At 70.6% G+C, this 18371-nt stretch carries 20 protein-coding genes; 10 read left to right on the top strand and 10 right to left on the bottom strand.

The window, feature by feature from the left end:
• Positions 1-33 precede the first annotated feature (33 nt).
• Positions 34-723 (top strand): murein L,D-transpeptidase catalytic domain-containing protein, encoded by a 690-nt coding sequence (locus tag ACFFGE_RS01510; protein WP_376833625.1) that lies wholly within the window; start codon positions 34-36, stop codon positions 721-723.
• A 4-nt stretch (positions 724-727) separates the two neighbouring features.
• Here the strand turns inward: ACFFGE_RS01510 and purD are convergent, their stop codons facing one another.
• Both purD and ACFFGE_RS01500 read right to left on the bottom strand, forming a co-directional pair.
• Positions 728-2017 carry a phosphoribosylamine--glycine ligase gene (gene purD, locus ACFFGE_RS01505; protein WP_376833623.1) on the bottom strand — a complete coding sequence of 430 codons (1290 nt, stop codon included), beginning with the start codon at positions 2015-2017 and terminating at the stop codon, positions 728-730.
• Between the two features lie 42 nt (positions 2018-2059).
• On the bottom strand, positions 2060-2221 hold the full coding sequence (locus ACFFGE_RS01500) for a hypothetical protein (RefSeq protein WP_376833621.1): 162 nt from the start codon (positions 2219-2221) through the stop codon (positions 2060-2062).
• A gap of 62 nt (positions 2222-2283) precedes the next feature.
• On the opposite strand from ACFFGE_RS01500, the gene xseA reads away from it, so the two are divergent.
• From xseA to ACFFGE_RS01480, 4 genes are read left to right on the top strand one after another with little or no spacing between them, the layout of a single operon-like run.
• On the top strand, positions 2284-3762 hold the full coding sequence (gene xseA, locus ACFFGE_RS01495) for an exodeoxyribonuclease VII large subunit (RefSeq protein WP_376833619.1): 1479 nt from the start codon (positions 2284-2286) through the stop codon (positions 3760-3762).
• Positions 3763-3791: 29 nt separating this feature from the next.
• Positions 3792-3986, top strand: coding sequence for a DUF2093 domain-containing protein (locus tag ACFFGE_RS01490; RefSeq protein ID WP_376833617.1), 195 nt, complete (start codon positions 3792-3794; stop codon positions 3984-3986).
• A complete protein-coding gene (locus ACFFGE_RS01485; protein ID WP_376833615.1) occupies positions 3983-4822 on the top strand; it encodes a M23 family metallopeptidase in 840 nt (279 codons plus the stop codon). The genes ACFFGE_RS01490 and ACFFGE_RS01485 overlap by 4 nt, the downstream gene beginning before the upstream one ends.
• 57 nt (positions 4823-4879) lie before the next feature.
• Positions 4880-5410, top strand: a complete 531-nt coding sequence (locus ACFFGE_RS01480) for a response regulator (protein WP_376833613.1) — start codon at positions 4880-4882, stop codon at positions 5408-5410.
• On the opposite strand, the gene ACFFGE_RS01475 is transcribed toward ACFFGE_RS01480, so the two are convergent.
• Together ACFFGE_RS01475 and ACFFGE_RS01470 are read right to left on the bottom strand one after the other, a co-directional pair.
• Positions 5365-6300 carry a lysophospholipid acyltransferase family protein gene (locus ACFFGE_RS01475; RefSeq protein ID WP_376833611.1) on the bottom strand — a complete coding sequence of 312 codons (936 nt, stop codon included), beginning with the start codon at positions 6298-6300 and terminating at the stop codon, positions 5365-5367. The two genes, ACFFGE_RS01480 and ACFFGE_RS01475, sit on opposite strands and share 46 nt — an antisense overlap.
• Positions 6294-7064 (bottom strand): SDR family NAD(P)-dependent oxidoreductase, encoded by a 771-nt coding sequence (locus ACFFGE_RS01470; protein WP_376833609.1) that lies wholly within the window; start codon positions 7062-7064, stop codon positions 6294-6296. Before ACFFGE_RS01470 ends, ACFFGE_RS01475 begins: the two co-directional genes overlap by 7 nt.
• Before the next feature lie 107 nt (positions 7065-7171).
• Here ACFFGE_RS01470 and tipF point away from each other — a divergent pair, with 107 nt between their 5' ends.
• The 4 genes from tipF to ACFFGE_RS01450 are packed head-to-tail and all read left to right on the top strand — an operon-like array spanning position 7172 to position 10810.
• Positions 7172-8446 (top strand): flagella assembly cyclic-di-GMP phosphodiesterase TipF, encoded by a 1275-nt coding sequence (gene tipF, locus ACFFGE_RS01465; protein WP_376833606.1) that lies wholly within the window; start codon positions 7172-7174, stop codon positions 8444-8446.
• A 42-nt stretch (positions 8447-8488) separates the two neighbouring features.
• On the top strand, positions 8489-9358 hold the full coding sequence (locus ACFFGE_RS01460) for a TIGR01459 family HAD-type hydrolase (protein ID WP_376833603.1): 870 nt from the start codon (positions 8489-8491) through the stop codon (positions 9356-9358).
• A gap of 38 nt (positions 9359-9396) precedes the next feature.
• The gene (locus tag ACFFGE_RS01455; protein ID WP_376833601.1) at positions 9397-9858 is read left to right on the top strand and encodes a MaoC family dehydratase; all 462 of its coding nucleotides are present in this window, start codon (positions 9397-9399) and stop codon (positions 9856-9858) included.
• 7 nt (positions 9859-9865) lie between these two features.
• On the top strand, positions 9866-10810 hold the full coding sequence (locus tag ACFFGE_RS01450) for a bifunctional riboflavin kinase/FAD synthetase (RefSeq protein ID WP_376833598.1): 945 nt from the start codon (positions 9866-9868) through the stop codon (positions 10808-10810).
• On the opposite strand, the gene ACFFGE_RS01445 is transcribed toward ACFFGE_RS01450, so the two are convergent.
• A complete protein-coding gene (locus ACFFGE_RS01445) occupies positions 10800-11339 on the bottom strand; it encodes a DUF3828 domain-containing protein (protein ID WP_376833595.1) in 540 nt (179 codons plus the stop codon). The two genes, ACFFGE_RS01450 and ACFFGE_RS01445, sit on opposite strands and share 11 nt — an antisense overlap.
• A gap of 216 nt (positions 11340-11555) precedes the next feature.
• On the opposite strand from ACFFGE_RS01445, the gene ileS reads away from it, so the two are divergent.
• Positions 11556-14441 (top strand): isoleucine--tRNA ligase, encoded by a 2886-nt coding sequence (gene ileS / locus ACFFGE_RS01440; RefSeq protein WP_376833592.1) that lies wholly within the window; start codon positions 11556-11558, stop codon positions 14439-14441.
• Positions 14442-14461: 20 nt separating this feature from the next.
• On the opposite strand, the gene ACFFGE_RS01435 is transcribed toward ileS, so the two are convergent.
• Genes ACFFGE_RS01435 through sufC form a run of 5 tightly spaced genes read right to left on the bottom strand, consistent with a single transcriptional unit; the run spans position 14462 to position 18364 of the window.
• Positions 14462-14854, bottom strand: a complete 393-nt coding sequence (locus ACFFGE_RS01435) for a HesB/IscA family protein (protein WP_376833589.1) — start codon at positions 14852-14854, stop codon at positions 14462-14464.
• Between the two features lie 4 nt (positions 14855-14858).
• Positions 14859-15245, bottom strand: a complete 387-nt coding sequence (locus tag ACFFGE_RS01430; protein ID WP_376833586.1) for an SUF system Fe-S cluster assembly protein — start codon at positions 15243-15245, stop codon at positions 14859-14861.
• A gap of 4 nt (positions 15246-15249) precedes the next feature.
• Positions 15250-16629 (bottom strand): aminotransferase class V-fold PLP-dependent enzyme, encoded by a 1380-nt coding sequence (locus tag ACFFGE_RS01425; protein ID WP_376833584.1) that lies wholly within the window; start codon positions 16627-16629, stop codon positions 15250-15252.
• Complete coding sequence (sufD, locus tag ACFFGE_RS01420) at positions 16608-17618, bottom strand: Fe-S cluster assembly protein SufD (RefSeq protein WP_376833581.1); 1011 nt, start codon at positions 17616-17618, stop codon at positions 16608-16610. The genes ACFFGE_RS01425 and sufD overlap by 22 nt, the downstream gene beginning before the upstream one ends.
• A complete protein-coding gene (sufC, locus tag ACFFGE_RS01415; RefSeq protein ID WP_376833578.1) occupies positions 17615-18364 on the bottom strand; it encodes a Fe-S cluster assembly ATPase SufC in 750 nt (249 codons plus the stop codon). The genes sufD and sufC overlap by 4 nt, the downstream gene beginning before the upstream one ends.
• Positions 18365-18371: the final 7 nt, after the last annotated feature.

The raw sequence follows: 18371 nt of genomic DNA, 5'->3' as shown, positions 1-18371 counted from the left end.
TGTCGTCTTCGGTGATCGTGCGAGGGGCGTCGCATGCGACTTTCCAGGCGTGGCTTGATTCTGGGCGGTTCCCTGGCGCTGGCGGGCTGTGCGACCGCGCCCCAGACGCCGCAGACGGCGGCGGCGACCCTGCCGCTCGCGCCCGCGCCCCAACCCGTCGCCCCCGAGATCCAGGTGGGCGACGCGGGCCGTCCCGTCGTCGATCCGCGCGGCGAGATTCGCAAGGAGCTTCTGGACCGCGCGCTGGCGGCGCTCGACATCCATCACCACAAGCTGCCGCACCGCGACCGCATCTATCTGGTGGACTTCAAGAAGTTCTCGGGCGACGAGCGGCTTTACGAGGTCGACATGGTCTCCGGCGCGGTGACCGTGTTCCGCACGACGCACGGCCGCGGCTCGGACCCCGCGCACACCGGCTTCGCCGAGCGCTTCTCCAACGAGCCCGACAGCCACATGTCGTCCGTCGGCGCCTACGCCACGGCGGGTCCGAACTGGGGGCCGCAGCAGGGGGCCAACGTGCTGCTGGACGGGCTGGAGTACACCAACAACCTCGCTCGCGACCGGGCCATCATCGTCCACGGCGCGGACTACGCCGATCCGGACTTCCTGGCGCGCGAGGGCAAGCTGGGCCGCAGCTACGGCTGTTTCTCGGTGGCGCACGCCGACCTGCAGCCGCTGCGCGAGCGGATGGGCGAGGGGCGGCTGCTGTTCGCCTGGGCGTGACGACCTAGGTCTCGGCGTCGTCGCGCTCCAACGCCCGCCAGCCGATGTCGGTGCGATGGAACCCGCCCGGCCAGTCGATCTTCCTGACCGCCGAATAGGCGCGCTCCCGCGCTTCCGCGATATCGCGACCCCGAGCGCAGACGTTCAGAACCCGGCCGCCGGACGCGACCAGCAGCCCCTCCTCGTCCCGGCGGGTGCCGGCGTGGAAGACCTGCACGTTCGGGCCGAAGTTCTGGTCCGCGCCGCGGATGATCGACCCCTCCAGCGGGCTCTCGGGATAGCCCTGGGCGGCCAGCACCACGCAGATCACGGTGTCGCCGCTGAACTCGGGCGGCGGCAGGCGGGTGAGGTCGCCCCGCGCGCAGGCCAGGAAGTACGGCACCACGTCGTCCTCCCAGCGCATCATCAGGACCTGGCACTCCGGATCGCCGAAGCGGGCGTTGAACTCCACCACCTTCGGCCCGTCCGTCGTGGCCATCAGCCCGGCGTACAGCACGCCGCGATAGGCGGTGTTCTCCGCCGCCATGGCGGCCACGGCGGTGTCCACGATCTCTTGACGCGCCCGCTCGACGAGCTCGGGCGTGAAGACCGGGGCCGGCGAATAGGCGCCCATCCCGCCGGTGTTGGGCCCTAAATCGCCGTCGAACGCGCGCTTGTGGTCCTGGGCCCCGCCCAGCAGCATCGCCCGGCGACCGTCGCAGAGGGCGAACAGCGAGCCCTCCTCGCCGTCCATGAACTCCTCGATCACCACCCGGGCCCCGGCCTGCCCGAAGCGACCGCCCAGCATCCGCTCGATCTCGGCCTGGGCGTCGCGGCGTTCGGTGCAGATCGACACCCCCTTGCCCGCAGCCAGGCCGTCCGCCTTGATCACATAGGGCGGCTTGAACACCTTCAGCGCCGCGAAGGCGTCGGCCTTGCGCTCATAGACCCCGTAACCCGCCGTCGGGATGTCGTGCCGCTCCATGAAGGCCTTTGAGAAGGCCTTGGACGTCTCCAGCCGCGCCGCGCGGGCGCTCGGCCCGAAGCAGGGGATGCCCGAGGCCGCCAGCAGGTCGGCGAGCCCGGCCTCGAGCGCCGTCTCCGGCCCGACGACCACGAGGTCGGCCCTCATCTCGCGGGCGAGGCTGGCCAGCTTCTCCGCGTCCGTCGCCCTGATCTCGGGTCGGATTTCGGCGTGACGCGCGATGCCGGGGTTGCCGGGGGCGCAGACCAGACGCTCCAACAGCGGCGACTGGGCGATCTTCCACGCCAGCGCGTGTTCGCGCCCTCCCGATCCGACCAGCAGGATATTCATTCCGCGCCAATGACGTGCGGGCGCGAACGGGTCAAGGCGGGCTCAGCCCGTAAGCGCGAACAGGGCGTAGGCCGCGAGCGCCAGAAGGACGATCGAGGCGACGACCAGCCAGGGCGAGAGCGCGGGCGTGCGGCTGCGGCGCGCCAGATCGCGCTCGTGGGGGTCCTGATCCGCGGGGTCGGTTCCGGGCGGGTCCGCGGCCATGCCATCTCCTTCGAACGTCGGTTCGGGTTTCGTCCCGTCGGCGGGGCGGCTAGCATCCGGCGATGCCCTCCGACTCCTATGTCTTCGAAGGTCCGGCCGAGCCCGCGGTTCCCCCCCGCGACAACAATCCGCCGCTGTCGATCTCGGAACTTTCCTTCGCGCTGAGGCGCACGCTGGAGGATCGGTTCGGCCATGTGCGTCTGCGCGGCGAGGTCTCCAAGGTCAACCGCCACGCCTCCGGCCACGTCTATCTGACCCTGAAGGACGACAAGGCCTGCATCGACGGCGTGGTCTGGAAGGGCTCGGTCCGGGGGCTGGGCGTGCAGCCGGAGACCGGCCTGGAAGTAATCGTCACCGGCAAGATCACGAGCTATCCGGCCCGTTCCAGCTATCAGATCGTCATCGAGACGATGGAGGCGGCCGGCGCGGGCGCCCTGCTCGCTCAGCTGGAGCGGTTGAAGGGCCGGCTGCGCGAGGAAGGCCTGTTCGAGCCGTCGCGCAAGCGGCCGATCCCCGCCTTCCCCGCCGTCATCGGCGTGGTCACCAGCCCGACGGGCGCGGTCGTGCGGGACATCCTGCACCGCATCTCCGAGCGTTGGCCGTGCCGCGTCGTCGTCTGGCCCTGCGTGGTCCAGGGCGAGGCGGCGGCGGGCCAGGTGGCGGCGGCGGTGCGGGGCTTCGACGCCATGGGATCGGACGGTCCGATCCCCCGCCCGGACGTGGTGATCGTCGCGCGCGGGGGCGGCTCGGTGGAGGACCTCTGGCCCTTCAACGACGAGGCGCTGGCCCGCACCGTGGCGGCCGCGACCATCCCCGTCATCTCCGCCGTGGGGCACGAGACCGACACCACCCTGATCGACTTCGTCTCGGACCGGCGGGCGCCCACCCCCACGGGCGCGGCGGAGATGGCGACCCCGGTGCTGGCGGACCTGCGCGCGGGGCTCGCCGACCTGGAGCGCCGCCTCAGCCGGACCGGGGCGCGGCTGCTGGAGGACCGGCGGACCCGGCTGCGGGCGGTCGCGCGCGGCCTGCCGGCGCGGCCCGAGGAGCTGGTCGCCCTGCCCCAGCAGCGTCTGGACTTCGTCTCCAGCCGGTTGGGAGCCGCCCTGGCGCGCAATGTGGTGGTGCATGAGCGCGAGCTGATCCGCGCCGCGGGACGGCTGACGCCCGCCGCCCTGACACGACAGATCGAGCGCCGGCGTGAGCAGACCTCGGGCTTGGCCGCCCGCCTCGACCTGGCCCTGAGTCGCGTTCCGGCGCGGGAGGCGGACAGGTTCAGTCGCCTGGCCCGGCTGTTCGACAGCCTGAACCCCGATCGGCCGCTGTCCCAGGGATTCGCGCGGGTTCACGACGAGGCCGGCGGCCTGGTGCGCGCGGCGGCCGGCCTGAAGTCCGGGGACGGCGTGCGTCTGGTCTTCTCGGACGGCGCGGCGGCGGCGACGGTCGACGGCGGGTCGGCGACGTCTCCGACGCCCGCCCGGACGCCCCGTCGGGAGTCCGCGCCGAGGCCGTCCTCGCCTGGTCAGGGACAGCTGTTCTAGTCCAGCCGTCTCTGCATTAACCTGCCGCCATGACCGATGACGCAGATTTGGCCCAGCTTCACTACGGCGACGGCGAGTTCGTGGTCCTGCGGCCCGGCCGTCAGGTCCTTTGCGCCGTGAGCGGCCGCGCGATTCCGCTCCAGGCGCTGAAGTACTGGAGCGCCTCGCGCCAGGAAGCCTACGCCGGCCCGACCGAGGCGGCCTCAAGGCTGGGGACCCGATGATCGGCCGACGCTCGCTCCTGGCCGGCGCCCTCGGCCTCGCGGCCGTTCCGGCGCGCGCCGCCGACGATCCCGAGGGCCTGGCCCTGTTCGGCCGCGCGCAGCAGGGCGGCGCTCTGATCGGGCGGACCTGGCCGCTCGCGACCGTGTTCGTCGACGGCGAGGCGCTGACGACAGCGTCGCGCGAAGGATGGTTCCTGGTCGGACTGGACCGCGACAGCGCCGCCAGCGTCGAGCTGGTCGTCAGGGAGGGCCGATCCGTCGCGCGGCGGACCGTCGACGTCGCGCCGGGCGCGTTCCCGCTGCGCCGCATCGACGGCCTGCCGCCCTCGACCGTCGAACCCCAGGACCCGGTGCTGCTCGAACGCATCGCCCGCGAGGTGGCGCTGAAGACCGAGGGGTTCGCCAGCCGCACGCGCGACGACGCCTTCCGCGACGGCTTCGACATGCCGCTGGCCAGCTGGCGAGTGTCCAGCGAATGGGGCGCGCAGCGCATCCTGAACGGCACGCCCGCCCGCCCTCATTACGGCATCGATCTCGCCGCGCCGATGGGAAGCCCGATCCGGGCGCCGGCGAACGGTCTGGTGACGCTGGCCGAGCGCGATCTGCACTTCGAGGGCGGGCTGACGCTGATCGACCACGGACAGGGCGCCATCACCGCCTATCTGCACCAGTCGCGGCTGGATGTTGCCGCCGGCCAGCGGGTGGCGCGCGGCCAGACGATCGGCGCGGTGGGCATGAGCGGCCGGGCGACCGGACCGCACCTGTGCTGGCGCATGCGATGGCGCGATCGGCAGATGAACCCGGCGCTGCTCGTCGGGCGGCCGGCGGCGATCTGAAACTCACGCCTCGTAAACCAATTTCTCCAATGAATGGCGACAGTTTCGGAGTTTCGCATGTCCGGCCTGGCCGCTCTCCATATCCTTCTCGTCGACGACAATCCGCACATGCGGACGATCGCGAGCGCCATCCTGAAATCGGCGGGCGCCAAGGTCATCCAGGAGGTCGATGACGGAGCCAAGGCGCTTGAGGTCATGCGCCACTTCCCGGCCGACCTCGCGATCGTCGACTTCAACATGTTCCCGCTGGACGGGGTGGCGTTCACCCGACTGATCCGCAACAGCGAGCAGAGCCCGAACCCCTATCTGCCCATCATCATGATGACCGGGCATTCCGAACGCAGCCGGGTTCAGGAGGCGCGCGACGCCGGGGTGACGGAGTTCGTCGTCAAGCCGATCACGGCCAAGGCGATGCTTGAGCGCATCCATGCGGTCGTGTTCCGCCCGCGCCCCTTCATCCGCACCGACGACTATTTCGGCCCGTGCCGCCGCAGGGTGACGCGAGCCAGCTACGCCGGGCCGTTTCGCCGCTCGACGGACGCTCAGACGGCCCCCGCGACCTTCGACGAGGCGTCCAGCGCCGCATAGACCTTGTCGGGCCAGCGCTTGTGGACCCAGAACCAGTCCACGGGGGCGTGCCGCACCCGCTCCTCCACGAAGCTGGTTACGGCCTGGACCCCGCGCCGGATGTCGGCCGACCGGTCGCCGCTCCCGCCCACCTCGATCGGGTCATGGACGTGGAAGCGGAAGCGCACGCCGGGCAGGCGCTCCACCGACAGGGGCTGCAGCACCGTGCCGAACTTGAGCGCCAGCCGGGTCGGTCCCGGCGCGGCGTTCACGGGATGGCCGAAGAAGGTCACCTCGGGGCCTTCCGAGAACTTCTGGTCGTTCATCAGCGCCACGGACTCGCCGCGCGCCATCCCGGCCAGCAGCTCGCGCGCCCCGTCGCCGCCCTTCGGAGCGAACAGCTGGACCCCATAGCGGGCCCGCGCCGCCCGGATCTGGCGATCGACGTAAGGATTGTTCGTCGGGCGATATGTGATCTGGCACGGGATGCCCGCCGCCACGATACAGGCCGCCATGACCTCGAAGTTGGCCAGATGACCGGACACGAACACGACGGGGCGGCCGCTTTGCCGGATCGCCTCGAAGCGCTCGCCGCCGACGATCTCGATGCGGCCCGACGCGGGCGTCAGCCGATCCATGATCGCGGTCTCGGCGAAGGACCGACCCGTCTGCTCCCAGGCGTTCCGCGCCAGCGTCTCGCGCGCGTCGGTCGTCATCTCCGGGAAGGCGATGCGGAGGTTGCGGATGACCGTGCGGTGCGTCCCGGTCATCGGGCCCAGCCGCCGCAGCAGCCAGCCGCCGAAGGCCGAGGCGCGCTCTAGCCCGAGCAGACGCATCAGCGCGACGAAGCCGGCGAAGGCCGCCGCCTCCAGCCGCCAGACCAGGTCCTGGCGAAAACTCGGCTTCACCACGCGATGGTGATGCCGCCGTCGACCACCAGCGTCTGGCCGGTCATGTAGGACGAGGCCGGCGAGGCAAGATAGACGGCCGCGCCCGCGATCTCGTCGGGCTGGCCGATGCGACGCAGCGGGGCGGGGTCGGTCGCGACCTTCAGGATCTCCGGGTTCTCCCACAGATAGCGGGCGAAGTCCGTCTGGATCAGACCCGGCGCGATGCAGTTGACCCGCACGTTCGACGGCCCCCACTCGACGGCGAGATTGCGCGCCAGCTGCATGTCCGCGGCCTTGGACACGTTGTAGGCGCCGATCAGGGCGTTGCCGCGCAATCCGCCGATCGACGACACGATGATCACCGACCCGTCCTTCCGCTCCAGCATCTGCGGCGCGACCATCTGGATCAGCCAGTGGTTGGACACGACGTTGTTCTGAAGGATCTTGTCGAACTGCTCGTCGGAGATGCCCGCCATCGGCCCGGCGTAGGGATTGGACGCGGCGTTGCAGACCAGGATATCGACCTTGCCGAACGCCGCGTTGGTCTCATCGACCAGCCGCTGCAGGTCCTCCTTGGAGGCGATGTTGGCCGGAACTGCGATCGCGCGGCCCTCGCCGTACCTGGCGTTGATCTCGGCGGCGACCTCCTCGCAGGGGCCGGCCTTTCGCGACGAGATCACCACCTGGGCGCCGTGCTCGGCCAGTCGCTCGGCGATGGCCTTGCCGATCCCCCGGGACGAGCCCGTGATGATCGCCGACTTGCCGGTGAGGTCGAAGAGCTGCATTGGCGGGCGTCCTTCCGTTTCCGTCGCCTTCACCCCGGCGCTGGCGGCCGGGCGATTCTCGTCGGATACTGCGCCGAATCCATTCGGGGAAGGCCCGAACGCCCGTGATGCGTAGTCTGACCACCCTGTTCCTGTTCTGCGGTTATGCGTTCCTGTCGCTGACCGTCGGCGCCTTCCTGTGGCGCGCGGGCTTCGGCGTGGGGGCCGCGACGGCAGGCGCGCTGGGGGCCGGCGCCCTCTTGACCGCGCTGCACGCCATGGCGGGCCAGGCCCTCTCGGCGCGGGCGCTGCGCGCCGAACTGGCGGCGGTCCGGGAAGCGCACCGGCTGCTCGCCGACGCCATGGACGCGACCCAGAACGCCGTCGCGGAACTGGGCGAAGCGATCGAGAAGGGCGCGCTGAGCCAGGCCGAGAGCCTGACCGGCGAGGTTCGCATGCTGGAGGACCTTGTCCAGCAGATGAGCGCCTCGATCGACCAGCGCCTGTCGGTCGCCCCCCTGCACGACCCCCGCAGCGACGAGGGGCGCCGTCGCCAGCAGTCCAACGCCCTGCTTCAGACCGTGCATGACGCGCTCGCCGAGAACCGGGTGGACCTCTATCTGCAGCCGGTCGTGACCCTGCCCCAGCGGCGGACGGTCTTCTACGAGAGCTTCACGCGCCTGCGCGACGCCGATGACCGGGTGATGATGCCGGCGGAGTACCTGTCGGTCGCGGAGGGCGAGGGCCTGGTTCCGGCGATCGACAACCTGCTGCTCTTCCGCTGCGCCCAGATCGTGCGGCGGCTGTCCCGCGAGGACAGGAAGGTCGGGGTGTTCTGCAACATCTCGCTCGCGTCGCTCGGGGACGAGACCTTTTTCCCCGAGTTCCTGGCCTTCCTCAGCCAGAACCGCGACCTGGCCCAGTCGCTGATCTTCGAGCTCGGACAGGCGACGTTCGACGCGCGCGGCGCGATCGAGGCGCGCAACATGGCTAAGCTGGCGGACCTCGGCTTCCGATTCTCGCTCGACAAGGTCCAGACGCTCGACCTGGACTTCGCCGATCTGCAGCGGTCGGACGTGCGTTTCATCAAGGTGGCGGCCGAGCTGCTGATCGAACAGCTGCTGGACCTCGACGGCGGCGCCCCCCTGCCCTCCATGCCCGACATCCGCGCCGCCGACTTCGCGGCCCTGACCGAGCGCTACGGCGTCCAGCTGATCGCGGAAAAAGTCGAGACCGAGCGCCAGGTGATCGACATCCTCGAGCTCGACGTCGCCTTCGGCCAGGGCCACCTGTTCGGCGAACCCCGCGCCATCAAGGAGCAGGTGCTCGCCGAGACGGACCCGCCCTCCGACTTTCTCCGCTCCACCCTGCGCACGGCCGAACAGCGGCGTCGCTACGGCTGAAGCGGGGTCGACCTTGGCCGCCGGGCGCCCTATCTGCGCGCCATGATACAGCTCACCGCCCTCTCCGGCCTCGGCCAGGTCGCAGCCGACTACGACGTGCTGCTGTGCGACGTCTGGGGCGTCATCCACAATGGGCGCGAGAGCTACCCCGAGGCGTGCGCGGCCCTGACCCGCTTCAACGAGACCTCGGGTCATGTGGTCCTGATCTCCAACTCGCCGCGTCCCTCATCGGACGTGGTGGCGCAGCTGGACCAGCTGGGCGTCCCGCGCTCGGCCTGGCGGGCCTTCGTCACCTCCGGCGACGCCACCCGGGCCGAGCTGTCCCGTCGCGCCCCCGGCCCGGCCTGGGCGATCGGCCCCGAACGAGACGCCCCCCTCTATGAAGGGACGGGAGTGCTGACGGTGAAGAGCGGCGACCAGGCCAGCTTCATCTCGGTCACCGGCCCTTACGACGACACCACCGAGACGCCCGAAGACTATAGAGACCGCCTGACGCCGGCGGCGCAGCGCGGGCTCGAGCTGGTCTGCGCCAATCCGGATCGGGTGGTTCAGCGGGGCGACCGGCTGATCTACTGCGCCGGCTCCCTCGCCGACCTGTACGAATCGCTCGGCGGGCGCGTGGTCATGGCGGGCAAGCCGTTCGGGCCCATCTACGACCTCGCCCTGAAGGAAGCCGATCGCCTCCTCGAAGGGCGTCTGGATCGCTCGCGCGTGCTCTGCGTCGGCGATGGCGTTGTGACCGACGTGCTGGGCGCGAACCGACAAGGGCTCGACTGCCTGTTCGTCGCCGCCGGCATCCACGGCGATCAGGCGCGCGGTCCCGACGGGATGGTTGACGTTGATCGGGCGCAGGCGCTGCTTGCGGCCGAAACCGCCCATGCCCGCTACGCCACGCTGGATCTGGTCTGGTGAGGCTCGCCAAGCGGGGCCGGGGTCGCTAAAGCCCGCTCATGGTCGAACTGGTCTCAGCCCATCCCTCCGGCGGCTACATCCTGGAGGAGCTTCACGTCGGCATGGCGGCCGAGAAGATCGTCGACGTCACCGAGGATCGAATCCGCCTGTTCGCCGAGGCGTCGGACGACTTCAACCCGGTGCATCTGGACGAGGCCTACGCCGCCAAGACCGCCTATCGGGGGCGGATCGCGCACGGCCTGCTGTCGGCCGCCTTCGGTTCGGCCGTCGTGGGCACCATGCTGCCGGGCGCCGGCTCCATCTATGTGTCCCAGACGCTGGCCTTCCATTACCCGGTGCGGATCGGCGATCAGGTGCGGATCCAGATCACCGTGGTCGGCGTCGACGCCGAGAGCGCTCGGGTCGAACTCAACTGCGAGGGCTTCGTCGAGGGCCGGCTGATCATGGACGGCATCGCCGTGGTGCGGGTGCCGCGCCGTCGGAAGCCCGCGAACCGCTGAGCCGACCGTGACGCGAATCGTCCGCGAGTGGCGTGACCTTCCCGCCGACCTGAAGGGCGCAGCCGCCGCCGTCGGCGCCTTCGACGGCGTCCATCGAGGCCATCAGGCGGTCATCGCCGAGGCGCGTCATGCCGCCGGGCGCGCCGAACGACCGCTCGCCGTGGTCAGCTTCGACCCCCACCCTCGCCGCTTCTTCCAGCCCGCCGCGGCTCCGTTCCGGCTGATGACGGCCGAGCAGATGGCGCGCGCGCTGGAGCCGTTGGGCGTGGAGACGCTGTTCCTTCTACCGTTCGACGCTGAAATGGCGGCCCTTTCGGACGAGGCGTTCGCCCGCGACGTGCTGGCGACCGGCCTGGGACTGTCGCACGCGGCGATCGGCTTCGACTTCACCTACGGCAAGGGCCGGTCCGGTTCCCCAGAGGCCCTGAAGCGGCAGGGAGCGGACCTGGGCTTCTCGGTCAGCGTCTGTGCGCGCGTGGACGATCCCGACGGGCTGAAGCTGTCGTCGAGCGCCGTCCGCGAGGCCGTGCACGCGGGCGACATGGCCCGCGCCGCCGCCATCCTCGGCCGACCGTTCGCGATCGAGGGCGAGGTGATTCACGGCGACAAGCGCGGCCGGACGATCGGCGTCCCCACCGCGAACATCCGCCTGGGCGACTACATGCGGCCCGCCTACGGCGTCTACGCCACGCGTGCGCGGCTGCCGGACGGTCGGGTCCTCGACGGCGTCGCCAACCTGGGCCTGCGGCCCATGTACGCTCTGGACGAGCCGCTTCTGGAGGTCTGGCTGTTCGACTTCGACGGCGACCTCTACGGCCAGACGGTCGAAACGGAACTCGTCGCCTTCCTGAGGGGCGAGATGAAGCTCGAAAGCCTTGGGGCGCTGAAGGCCCAGATCGCCAGGGACGCCGAGGACGCGCGCGCCGCGCTGGGCGCTTCGCCTATTCGATGACCTCGAGCAGGCGTTCGGTCAGCGGCCGCTCGCCCTCGGGGATGACGTCAACGACCCGCCACATGGGCCCCTCGCGCTCCAGCTTCATGAGCTGGTTGATCGTCTCTCCGTCGCGGGTGAACACGACCTGGGCGTCGGCCTTGAAGCGCTCGGTCTCGGTGACGGTGACGCTCTGCAATGCGATCTCGCCGTCCTGGCAACCGCAGACCGGATCATAGTTCAGGTAGGGAACCTCGCCCGCCGCCTGACGATGGTCGGCGCCGATCATGGCGTTCAGGGTGCGGCCGTACAGGGGCTCGCGGCCCGGCGGCGGCGTCTCTCCGGGAGGCAGGGGATTGGCGGCGTCGTACCGGGCGAACAGGGCGCGCACGAACGGCTCGGGCCCCTCCTCGCCGGCGCGATAGGCGGCTTCGCGGCGGCTGGCGGGGGCCGGCTCGGCCTGTTCCGTAGGATCCGGTTGCGGCGCCGCTTCGGAACATGCGGCGACCAGCGCGGCCCCCAGCAACACGGAGACGATGGAACGCGTCACGGGCCCCTCCTTCTACATCCGGTCGAAGGCCTAGCATGCGGTCTGCGCGGACTGAACAGGGATGGCGCGGCGCCGTCGGCCTCTGCTAGAGCCTGCGGCCATGATCGTCAGCATTCGCCAGATCGGGATTCGCCGCCCGGCGTAGCGCCTCCGGGTTCGCCCCGCGCTCGCCGGGACCGTCGCCCTTTCCGATCACCCGCTACCCGAGACCCTCTCATGGCCGACGCCGAGACTCCGACCGCCGCCCGCGACTATCGCGATACCGTCTTCCTGCCCGAGACGCCCTTCCCCATGCGCGGCGGCCTGCCCCAGAAGGAGCCGCTGATCCTCGAGCAGTGGGGCGACCTCTACGGCCGTCTGCGGGCGCGACGCCAGGCCGACGGCGCGCCCCTGTACGTACTGCACGACGGCCCGCCCTACGCCAACGGCGACATCCACATCGGCCATGCGCTCAACAAGACGCTGAAGGACTTCGTGGTCCGCAGCCGCTTCCTGCTGGGCTACGACGTCGATTACGTGCCCGGCTGGGACTGTCACGGCCTACCGATCGAGTGGAAGATCGAGGAGACGTTCCGCGCCCAGGGCAAGCGCAAGGACGAGGTGTCCAAGGCCGCCTTCCGCGCCGCCTGCCGCGAGTACGCCGCGGGCTGGATCGACGTCCAGCGCGAGCAGTTCAAGCGCCTGGGCGTCATCGGCGACTGGGCTGGCCGCTACGCCACCATGGACTTCGCCACCGAAGCCGCGATCGTGCGCGAGTTCCACAAGTTCAAATCCAGCGGCCAGCTCTATCGCGGCTCAAAGCCGGTTATGTGGTCGCCGGTCGAGCGCACGGCGCTGGCCGACGCCGAAATCGAGTACCACGACCACGTCAGCCCGACGATCTGGGTCAAGTTCCCGGTCACGGGAGCGACCGACGACCATCCGGACGACCTTCTGGCCTTCCGCCACGCGACGCCCGCCGTGGTGATCTGGACCACCACGCCGTGGACCATCCCGGCCAACCGGGCGATCAGCTACGGCCCCGAGATCGCCTACGGCCTGTACGAAGTGCAGTCGATGGAACAGGGGCTGGAGTTCGAGCCCTGGGCCAAAGCGGGCGACCGGCTGATCGTCGCCGACAAGCTGGCCGAGGAGGTCTTCAAGGCGGCGAGGATCGCCACCTGGACCCGCCTGGACGACCTGAACCCGTCGGGCCTGGAGTGCGCCCACCCTCTTGCGGAGCTGCACCCTGGCTACGGCTTCTCGGTGCCGCTTCTGGCCGGCGACCACGTGACCGACGACGCCGGCACCGGCTTCGTGCACACCGCCCCCGGCCACGGCGCGGACGACTTCGAGGTGTGGCGGGCCCACGGCCATCACGAGGTGCCGGACACGGTCGATCCGGACGGCGCCTACTATCCGCACGTGCCTCTCTTCGCGGGGCTGAAGGTGCTGGAGACCGAGGGCAAGAAGACCGGCCGGTTCGGCGACGCCAATCCGGCGGTGGTGCAGAAGCTGATCGAGGCGGGAACCCTGCTCGCCCGAGGGCGGCTGGAGCATTCCTACCCGCACAGCTGGCGCTCCAAGGCGCCGGTCATCTTCCGCAACACCCCCCAATGGTTCATCCGCATGGACAAGCCGCTGGGCGGCGACGACGGCGAGACCCTGCGCGAGCTGGCGTTGAGAGCCATCGACGACACCGCCTTCCACCCGGCGGGGGGCAAGAACCGGATCCGGTCCATGGTGGAGACGCGCCCCGACTGGCTGATCAGCCGCCAGCGCGCCTGGGGCACGCCGCTGGCCATGTTCGTCGACAAGCACACGGGCCAGCCGCTGAACGATCCGGAGGTCGACGCCCGCATCCTGAAGGCCATCGAGGCCGGCGGCGCCGACGCCTGGTTCGAGACGCCGGACACGGAGTTCCTGGGCGTCCACGACCCGGCTCAGTACGAGAAGGTCGAGGACATTCTCGATGTCTGGTTCGACTCCGGCTGCACCCACGCCTTCACGCTGGAAGGTCGGGCGGACAGCCGCTGGCCGGCGGATCTGTACCTCGAGGGCTCCGACCAGCACCGCGGCTGGTTCCAGTCGAACCTGCTGGAAGGCTGCGGCACGCGAGGCCGCGCGCCTTATCAGGCGGTCCTGACCCACGGCTTCACGCTCGACGAGAACGGCGAGAAGATGTCCAAGTCGAAGGGCAACACGACCGACCCGGCCGTCGTGATCAAGGAATCCGGCGCCGACATCCTGCGCCTGTGGGTGGCGCTGGTCGACTACGCCGAGGACCAGCGGATCGGGAAGCAGATCCTCCAGACCACGGTCGACGCCTATCGCAAGCTGCGGAACACGGTACGCTACCTGCTCGGCGCCCTGAACGGCTTTGAGGCGGCCGAGCGGTTGCCGCTGGAGCAGATGCCGCCGCTGGAGCGGTTCATCCTGCACCGGCTGTGGGAACTGGACGGCCAGGTGCGGCGGGCCTACGGATCCTACCGCTTCCAGGATGTCGTGCGCCCGGTGCTGGAGTTCTGCTCCAACGACCTGTCGGCCCTCTACTTCGACGTGCGCAAGGACAGCCTGTACTGCGACCGGCCCGACTCCGTCCGCCGCCGCGCCTGCCGCACGGTGATGGACGAGGTGTTCATGCGCCTGACGGCGTGGCTGGCCCCCCTGACCCCCTTCACGATGGAGGAGGCCTGGACCACCCGCTTCCCCGACGCCGGGACCAACTGCGCGCGCGTCATCCCGGACACCCCGGCGGCGTGGGAGAACGCGGCCGAGGCTGAGCGCTGGGGCCGCATCGAGGCGGTGCTGGAGGTCGTCAACGAGGCCCTGGAGGCCGCGCGTCGCGACAAGCGGATCGGCGGGGCGCTGGACGCCTGGCCCGCCGTCACCCTGCCCGCCGAGGCGATGGCCGCGTTCGAGGGCCTGGACGCGGCGGAGGTGTTCCGCACCTCGGGTGCGGAGCTGACGCCGGGCGAGACGATCGCCGTCGATGTCCGCACCGCGGACCATCCGAAGTGCGCCCGCTCCTGGCGGCGCGTGCCGGACGTGGGGTCGGACCCGGACTATCCCGACCTGTCGGCGCGGGACGCGGACGCGGTGCGGTATCTCGAGCGCGTCTGAAGGCGGCCGGCGCCTGGGCGTCAGGCGCCGGCCGCCGGGACGATCGTCACGCTTTCGCCGCAGCCGCAGGCGTCGGTCTGGTTCGGATTACGGAACACGAACCTTGAGGCGAGCTTCGTCGTCTCGAAGTCGATCTCCGTCCCGATCAGGAACAGCACCGCCTTGGGTTCGATCAGGACGGTGACGCCCTTGTCCTCGACCACCTCGTCCAGCGGCTCGACGGCCTCGGCATAGGCCAGGGTGTACTCCTGCCCGGCGCAGCCGCCGTTCTTCACGCCGACGCGCAGACCGACATAGGGCCGATCCGCGCCCTCCATGATCTCGCGCACGCGCTCGGCCGCGGCCTCGGTCAGGGTCACGACCTTGGGGCGGGGGCGGCGCGGTCTGGGCGTGGCGGCGGCGAGATCGGTCATGGGCTCAGAACATGTTCAGCGCGAGCTTGGCCTCGTCGCTCATCTTGGACGGGTCCCACGGCGGATTGAAGACCAGGTTGACACGGATCTGGCCCAGACCGTCGATCTTGCGAACCGCGTCCTCGACCCAGCCGGGCATCTCGCCCGCCACCGGACAGCCGGGCGCCGTCAGGGTCATGTCGATGACCACGTCCCGGTCGTCGCTCACGTCCACCTTGTAGATCAGCCCCAGCTCATAGATGTCGACCGGGATTTCCGGGTCGTAGACCGTCTTCAGCGCGGCGATCATCTCGTCGGTCAGGCGCGCCAGTTCGTCCTGCGACAGGGCGCTCTGCTGAGGAGCGTCCCAGCTGTCGGCGAACTCGGGGCTGTCGGTGATGGCGTCGGTCATGGTCTCAGGCGAAGAAGTTGCGCGCCTTGATCAGCGCATCGACGAAGGCGTCCGCCTCCTCCAGGGTGTTATATAGGGCGAAGGAGGCCCGCGCGCTCGAGCTGACCCCGAAACGGCGCGCCAGCGGTTCGGCGCAGTGCAGGCCGGCCCGCACCGCCACGCCGTAGCGGTCCATGATCTGGGCCACGTCATGGGCGTGGGCGCCCTCGACGGTGAAGGTCAGGATCGCGCCCTTCCCCTGCGCCTCGCCCAGCACCCTCAGCCAGTTCAGACCCGCCAGACGCTCCCGGGCGTGGTCGTACAGCGCCCGCTCGTGGGCCGCCACCGCGTGCCGGTCGAAGCCGTCGAACCAGTCCAGCGCCGCGCCCAGGCCGATCGCCTCCAGGATCGGCGGGGTGCCCGCCTCGAACCGGGCCGGCGGCGGGGCGTAGGCGACCCCCTCCTCCGTGACCGTCTCGATCATCTCGCCGCCGCCCTGCCAGGGCGGCAGCGCCTCAAGCGCTTCTGTCGTGCCGTACAGCGCGCCGATGCCGGTCGGTCCATAGAGCTTGTGGCCGGTCAGGACGTAGAAGTCGCATCCCAGCGCCTGGACGTCGGACACGCAGTGCACCGCGCCCTGGCAGCCGTCGACCACCAGACGCGCGCCGACCGCATGGGCCATCGCGGCGATCTCCGGGATCGGGTTCACCGTGCCCAGCACGTTGGACATGTGGGTGATGGCCACCACCCGCGTGCCGGGGCCGATCAGAGACTTCAACGCCGCCATGTCCAGCGACCCGTCGTCCAGCACCGGAGCGAACCGCACCACGGCGCCGCGGGTCTCGCGCAGCATGTGCCAGGGCACGATGTTGGAGTGGTGCTCCATCTGGCTGAGGACGATCTCGTCGCCGGGCCGCAGCGAGGCGCCGAGCCCGTGGGCGACGAGGTTGATCGCCTCGGTCCCGCCCTTGGTGAAGACGATATTGGCCGGGCTCTCTGCGTTCAGGAACCGCGCCGCGGACGCCCGCGCCGCCTCGAACGCCTCGGTCGTCTCGTTGGCCAGGCTGTGCAGGCCCCGGTGGACGTTGGCGTAGGACCCCTCCATCGCCCGCGTCATGGCCTGAATCACCGCGCGCGGCTTCTGCGCCGACGCGGCGTTGTCCAGATAGACCAGCGGCCGCCCGTTCACCTGCCGCGACAGGATCGGGAAGTGGGCGCGAGCGGCGTGGGGATCGAACGCCCCATTTCCTCCCCCACCGGGGGAGGGGGACCACGAAGTGGTGGAGGGGGCGACGGCGGGCACGGCGGTTGGGGTCGCCCCCTCCACCGCCGTTCCGGCGGTCCCCCTCCCCGGCGCCGCTTCGCTCTGCGGGGGAGGAATGTTCACAGCCGCGTCTCCAGCCATGTCCGCACCACCTCTCGCGCGCCCTCGTGCTCGATCCGGTCCACGACCTCGATCAGGAAAGCCTGGGTCAGCAACGCCCGCGCTTCGTCGGCCGGAAGCCCCCGCGACTGCATGTAGAACAGCGCCTGTTCGTCCAGCGCCCCGACCGTGTTTCCATGCGCGCACTGCACGTCGTCGGCGTAGATGATCAGCTCCGGCTTGGCGTCGACCTCGCCCCGTTCCGACAGGATCAGCGCGTGGTGGCCCATGCGCGCGTCGGTGCCGTCGGCGCCGCGCTCCACTACGATCTTGCCCTGGAACACGCCGCGCGCGGTGTCGCGCACCGAGCCCTTGGTCAGCTGGCTGGTCAGGCCGTCGCGCCCGGCGTGGGTGACCACGCTGGTCAGGTCCGAATGCCGCTCGCCGGTCAGGGCGTAGAGCCCGTCCAGGCGCACGCCGCCCCCCTCGCCGGGATGCCGGACGTGGGTCTCGAACCGCTGCAGCTTGGCGCCGGAGGTGACGGTGGTCTGGTTGAAGGTCGCGCCGGGCTGGAGAACGACCTCGGCCCGCACGAAGGCCAGGGCGTCGGCCGCGTCCTCGCCCAGCACGATGCGCGTCGCCGTCGCGCCCGCGCCGAGCGTCAGGCTCAGCCGGACGTTCGAGACATAGCCCGCCGCCCGTCCCTCGTGGCTTTCCAGCAGCAGCAGCGACGCTCCGGCGGCCACATCGACGGCCACCTCCGCCTGATGGCCCGCGCCGTCGGCAGTGGACACGAAGCGAAGCGCCCGCACGGCTTCGCCCGTCACCGTGATGCGATCCGCGCCCCGCCCGTTGACGACGGCCGTCTCCTCGCCGGTCAGCGCCGCGAACGGCCCGGCCGGCGCGACCTCGCCCTCCGGCGACGGCGGCGGCGCCGCGCGCAGGTAACGACGCACGTCGGTGTACTTCCACGCCTCGACCCGGCGCGTTGGGAAGGACGACGGATCGCGAAGGTCGATCAGCGCGCTCACGCCGCCGCCGGGAGGAACTTGTCGTAGCCTTCCGCCTCCAGCTCCAGCGCCAGCTCCGGACCCCCCGACGCCACGATCCGGCCCGCCGCCAGCACGTGCACCCGGTCCGGTTTGATGTAGTCGAGCAGCCGCTGATAGTGGGTGATCACCAGCATGGCCCGCTCGGGCGAGCGCAGGGCGTTCACCCCGTCGGCCACGATGCGCAGGGCGTCGATGTCGAGGCCCGAATCCGTCTCGTCCAGGATCAGCAGCGACGGCTCCAAGAGCGCCATCTGCAGGATCTCCATCCGCTTCTTCTCGCCGCCGGAGAAGCCGACGTTCAAAGGACGTTTGAGCATGTCGAAGTCCATGCGCAGCGCCTTGGCCGCCTCGCGCACGCGCTTGAGGAAGTCGGGGGCCGAGACCTCGTCCTCGCCGCGCGCCCGGCGCTGGGCGTTCAGCGCCGTGCGCACGAACGTCATGGCCGGCACGCCGGGGATCTCCAGCGGATATTGGAACGACAGGAAGACGCCCTTCGCCGCGCGCTCCGCCGGCTCCAGCGCCAGCAGGTCCTCGCCGCGCCAGGCCACGGCGCCCTCGGTCGCCTCATAGCCGGGCCGACCCGACAGCGCGTAGCCGAGCGTCGACTTGCCCGCCCCGTTCGGCCCCATGACGGCGTGCACCTCGCCCGCCGGCACGTCGAGGGAGAGGCCCTTGAGGATGGGCTTGTCGCCGACGGCGACGTGGAGGTTTTCGATCTTGAGCATTGTTCTT

The sequence above is a fragment of the Brevundimonas balnearis genome (genome assembly GCF_042434805.1).
GTDB classification, from domain to species: domain Bacteria; phylum Pseudomonadota; class Alphaproteobacteria; order Caulobacterales; family Caulobacteraceae; genus Brevundimonas; species Brevundimonas balnearis.
Note: the sequence above shows the minus strand (reverse complement) of the source record. Positions and strands in the feature narration are given on the sequence as shown.

Coding starts and splice junctions, on each gene's coding strand:
- ACFFGE_RS01510 (WP_376833625.1), top strand. CDS start 34: ATGCGACTTTCCAGGCGTGGCTTGATTCTGGGCGGTTCCCTGGCGCTG.
- purD (WP_376833623.1), bottom strand. CDS start 2,017: ATGAATATCCTGCTGGTCGGATCGGGAGGGCGCGAACACGCGCTGGCG.
- ACFFGE_RS01500 (WP_376833621.1), bottom strand. CDS start 2,221: ATGGCCGCGGACCCGCCCGGAACCGACCCCGCGGATCAGGACCCCCAC.
- xseA (WP_376833619.1), top strand. CDS start 2,284: ATGCCCTCCGACTCCTATGTCTTCGAAGGTCCGGCCGAGCCCGCGGTT.
- ACFFGE_RS01490 (WP_376833617.1), top strand. CDS start 3,792: ATGACCGATGACGCAGATTTGGCCCAGCTTCACTACGGCGACGGCGAG.
- ACFFGE_RS01485 (WP_376833615.1), top strand. CDS start 3,983: ATGATCGGCCGACGCTCGCTCCTGGCCGGCGCCCTCGGCCTCGCGGCC.
- ACFFGE_RS01480 (WP_376833613.1), top strand. CDS start 4,880: ATGTCCGGCCTGGCCGCTCTCCATATCCTTCTCGTCGACGACAATCCG.
- ACFFGE_RS01470 (WP_376833609.1), bottom strand. CDS start 7,064: ATGCAGCTCTTCGACCTCACCGGCAAGTCGGCGATCATCACGGGCTCG.
- tipF (WP_376833606.1), top strand. CDS start 7,172: ATGCGTAGTCTGACCACCCTGTTCCTGTTCTGCGGTTATGCGTTCCTG.
- ACFFGE_RS01460 (WP_376833603.1), top strand. CDS start 8,489: ATGATACAGCTCACCGCCCTCTCCGGCCTCGGCCAGGTCGCAGCCGAC.
- ACFFGE_RS01455 (WP_376833601.1), top strand. CDS start 9,397: ATGGTCGAACTGGTCTCAGCCCATCCCTCCGGCGGCTACATCCTGGAG.
- ileS (WP_376833592.1), top strand. CDS start 11,556: ATGGCCGACGCCGAGACTCCGACCGCCGCCCGCGACTATCGCGATACC.
- ACFFGE_RS01435 (WP_376833589.1), bottom strand. CDS start 14,854: ATGACCGATCTCGCCGCCGCCACGCCCAGACCGCGCCGCCCCCGCCCC.
- ACFFGE_RS01430 (WP_376833586.1), bottom strand. CDS start 15,245: ATGACCGACGCCATCACCGACAGCCCCGAGTTCGCCGACAGCTGGGAC.
- ACFFGE_RS01425 (WP_376833584.1), bottom strand. CDS start 16,629: ATGGCTGGAGACGCGGCTGTGAACATTCCTCCCCCGCAGAGCGAAGCG.
- sufC (WP_376833578.1), bottom strand. CDS start 18,364: ATGCTCAAGATCGAAAACCTCCACGTCGCCGTCGGCGACAAGCCCATC.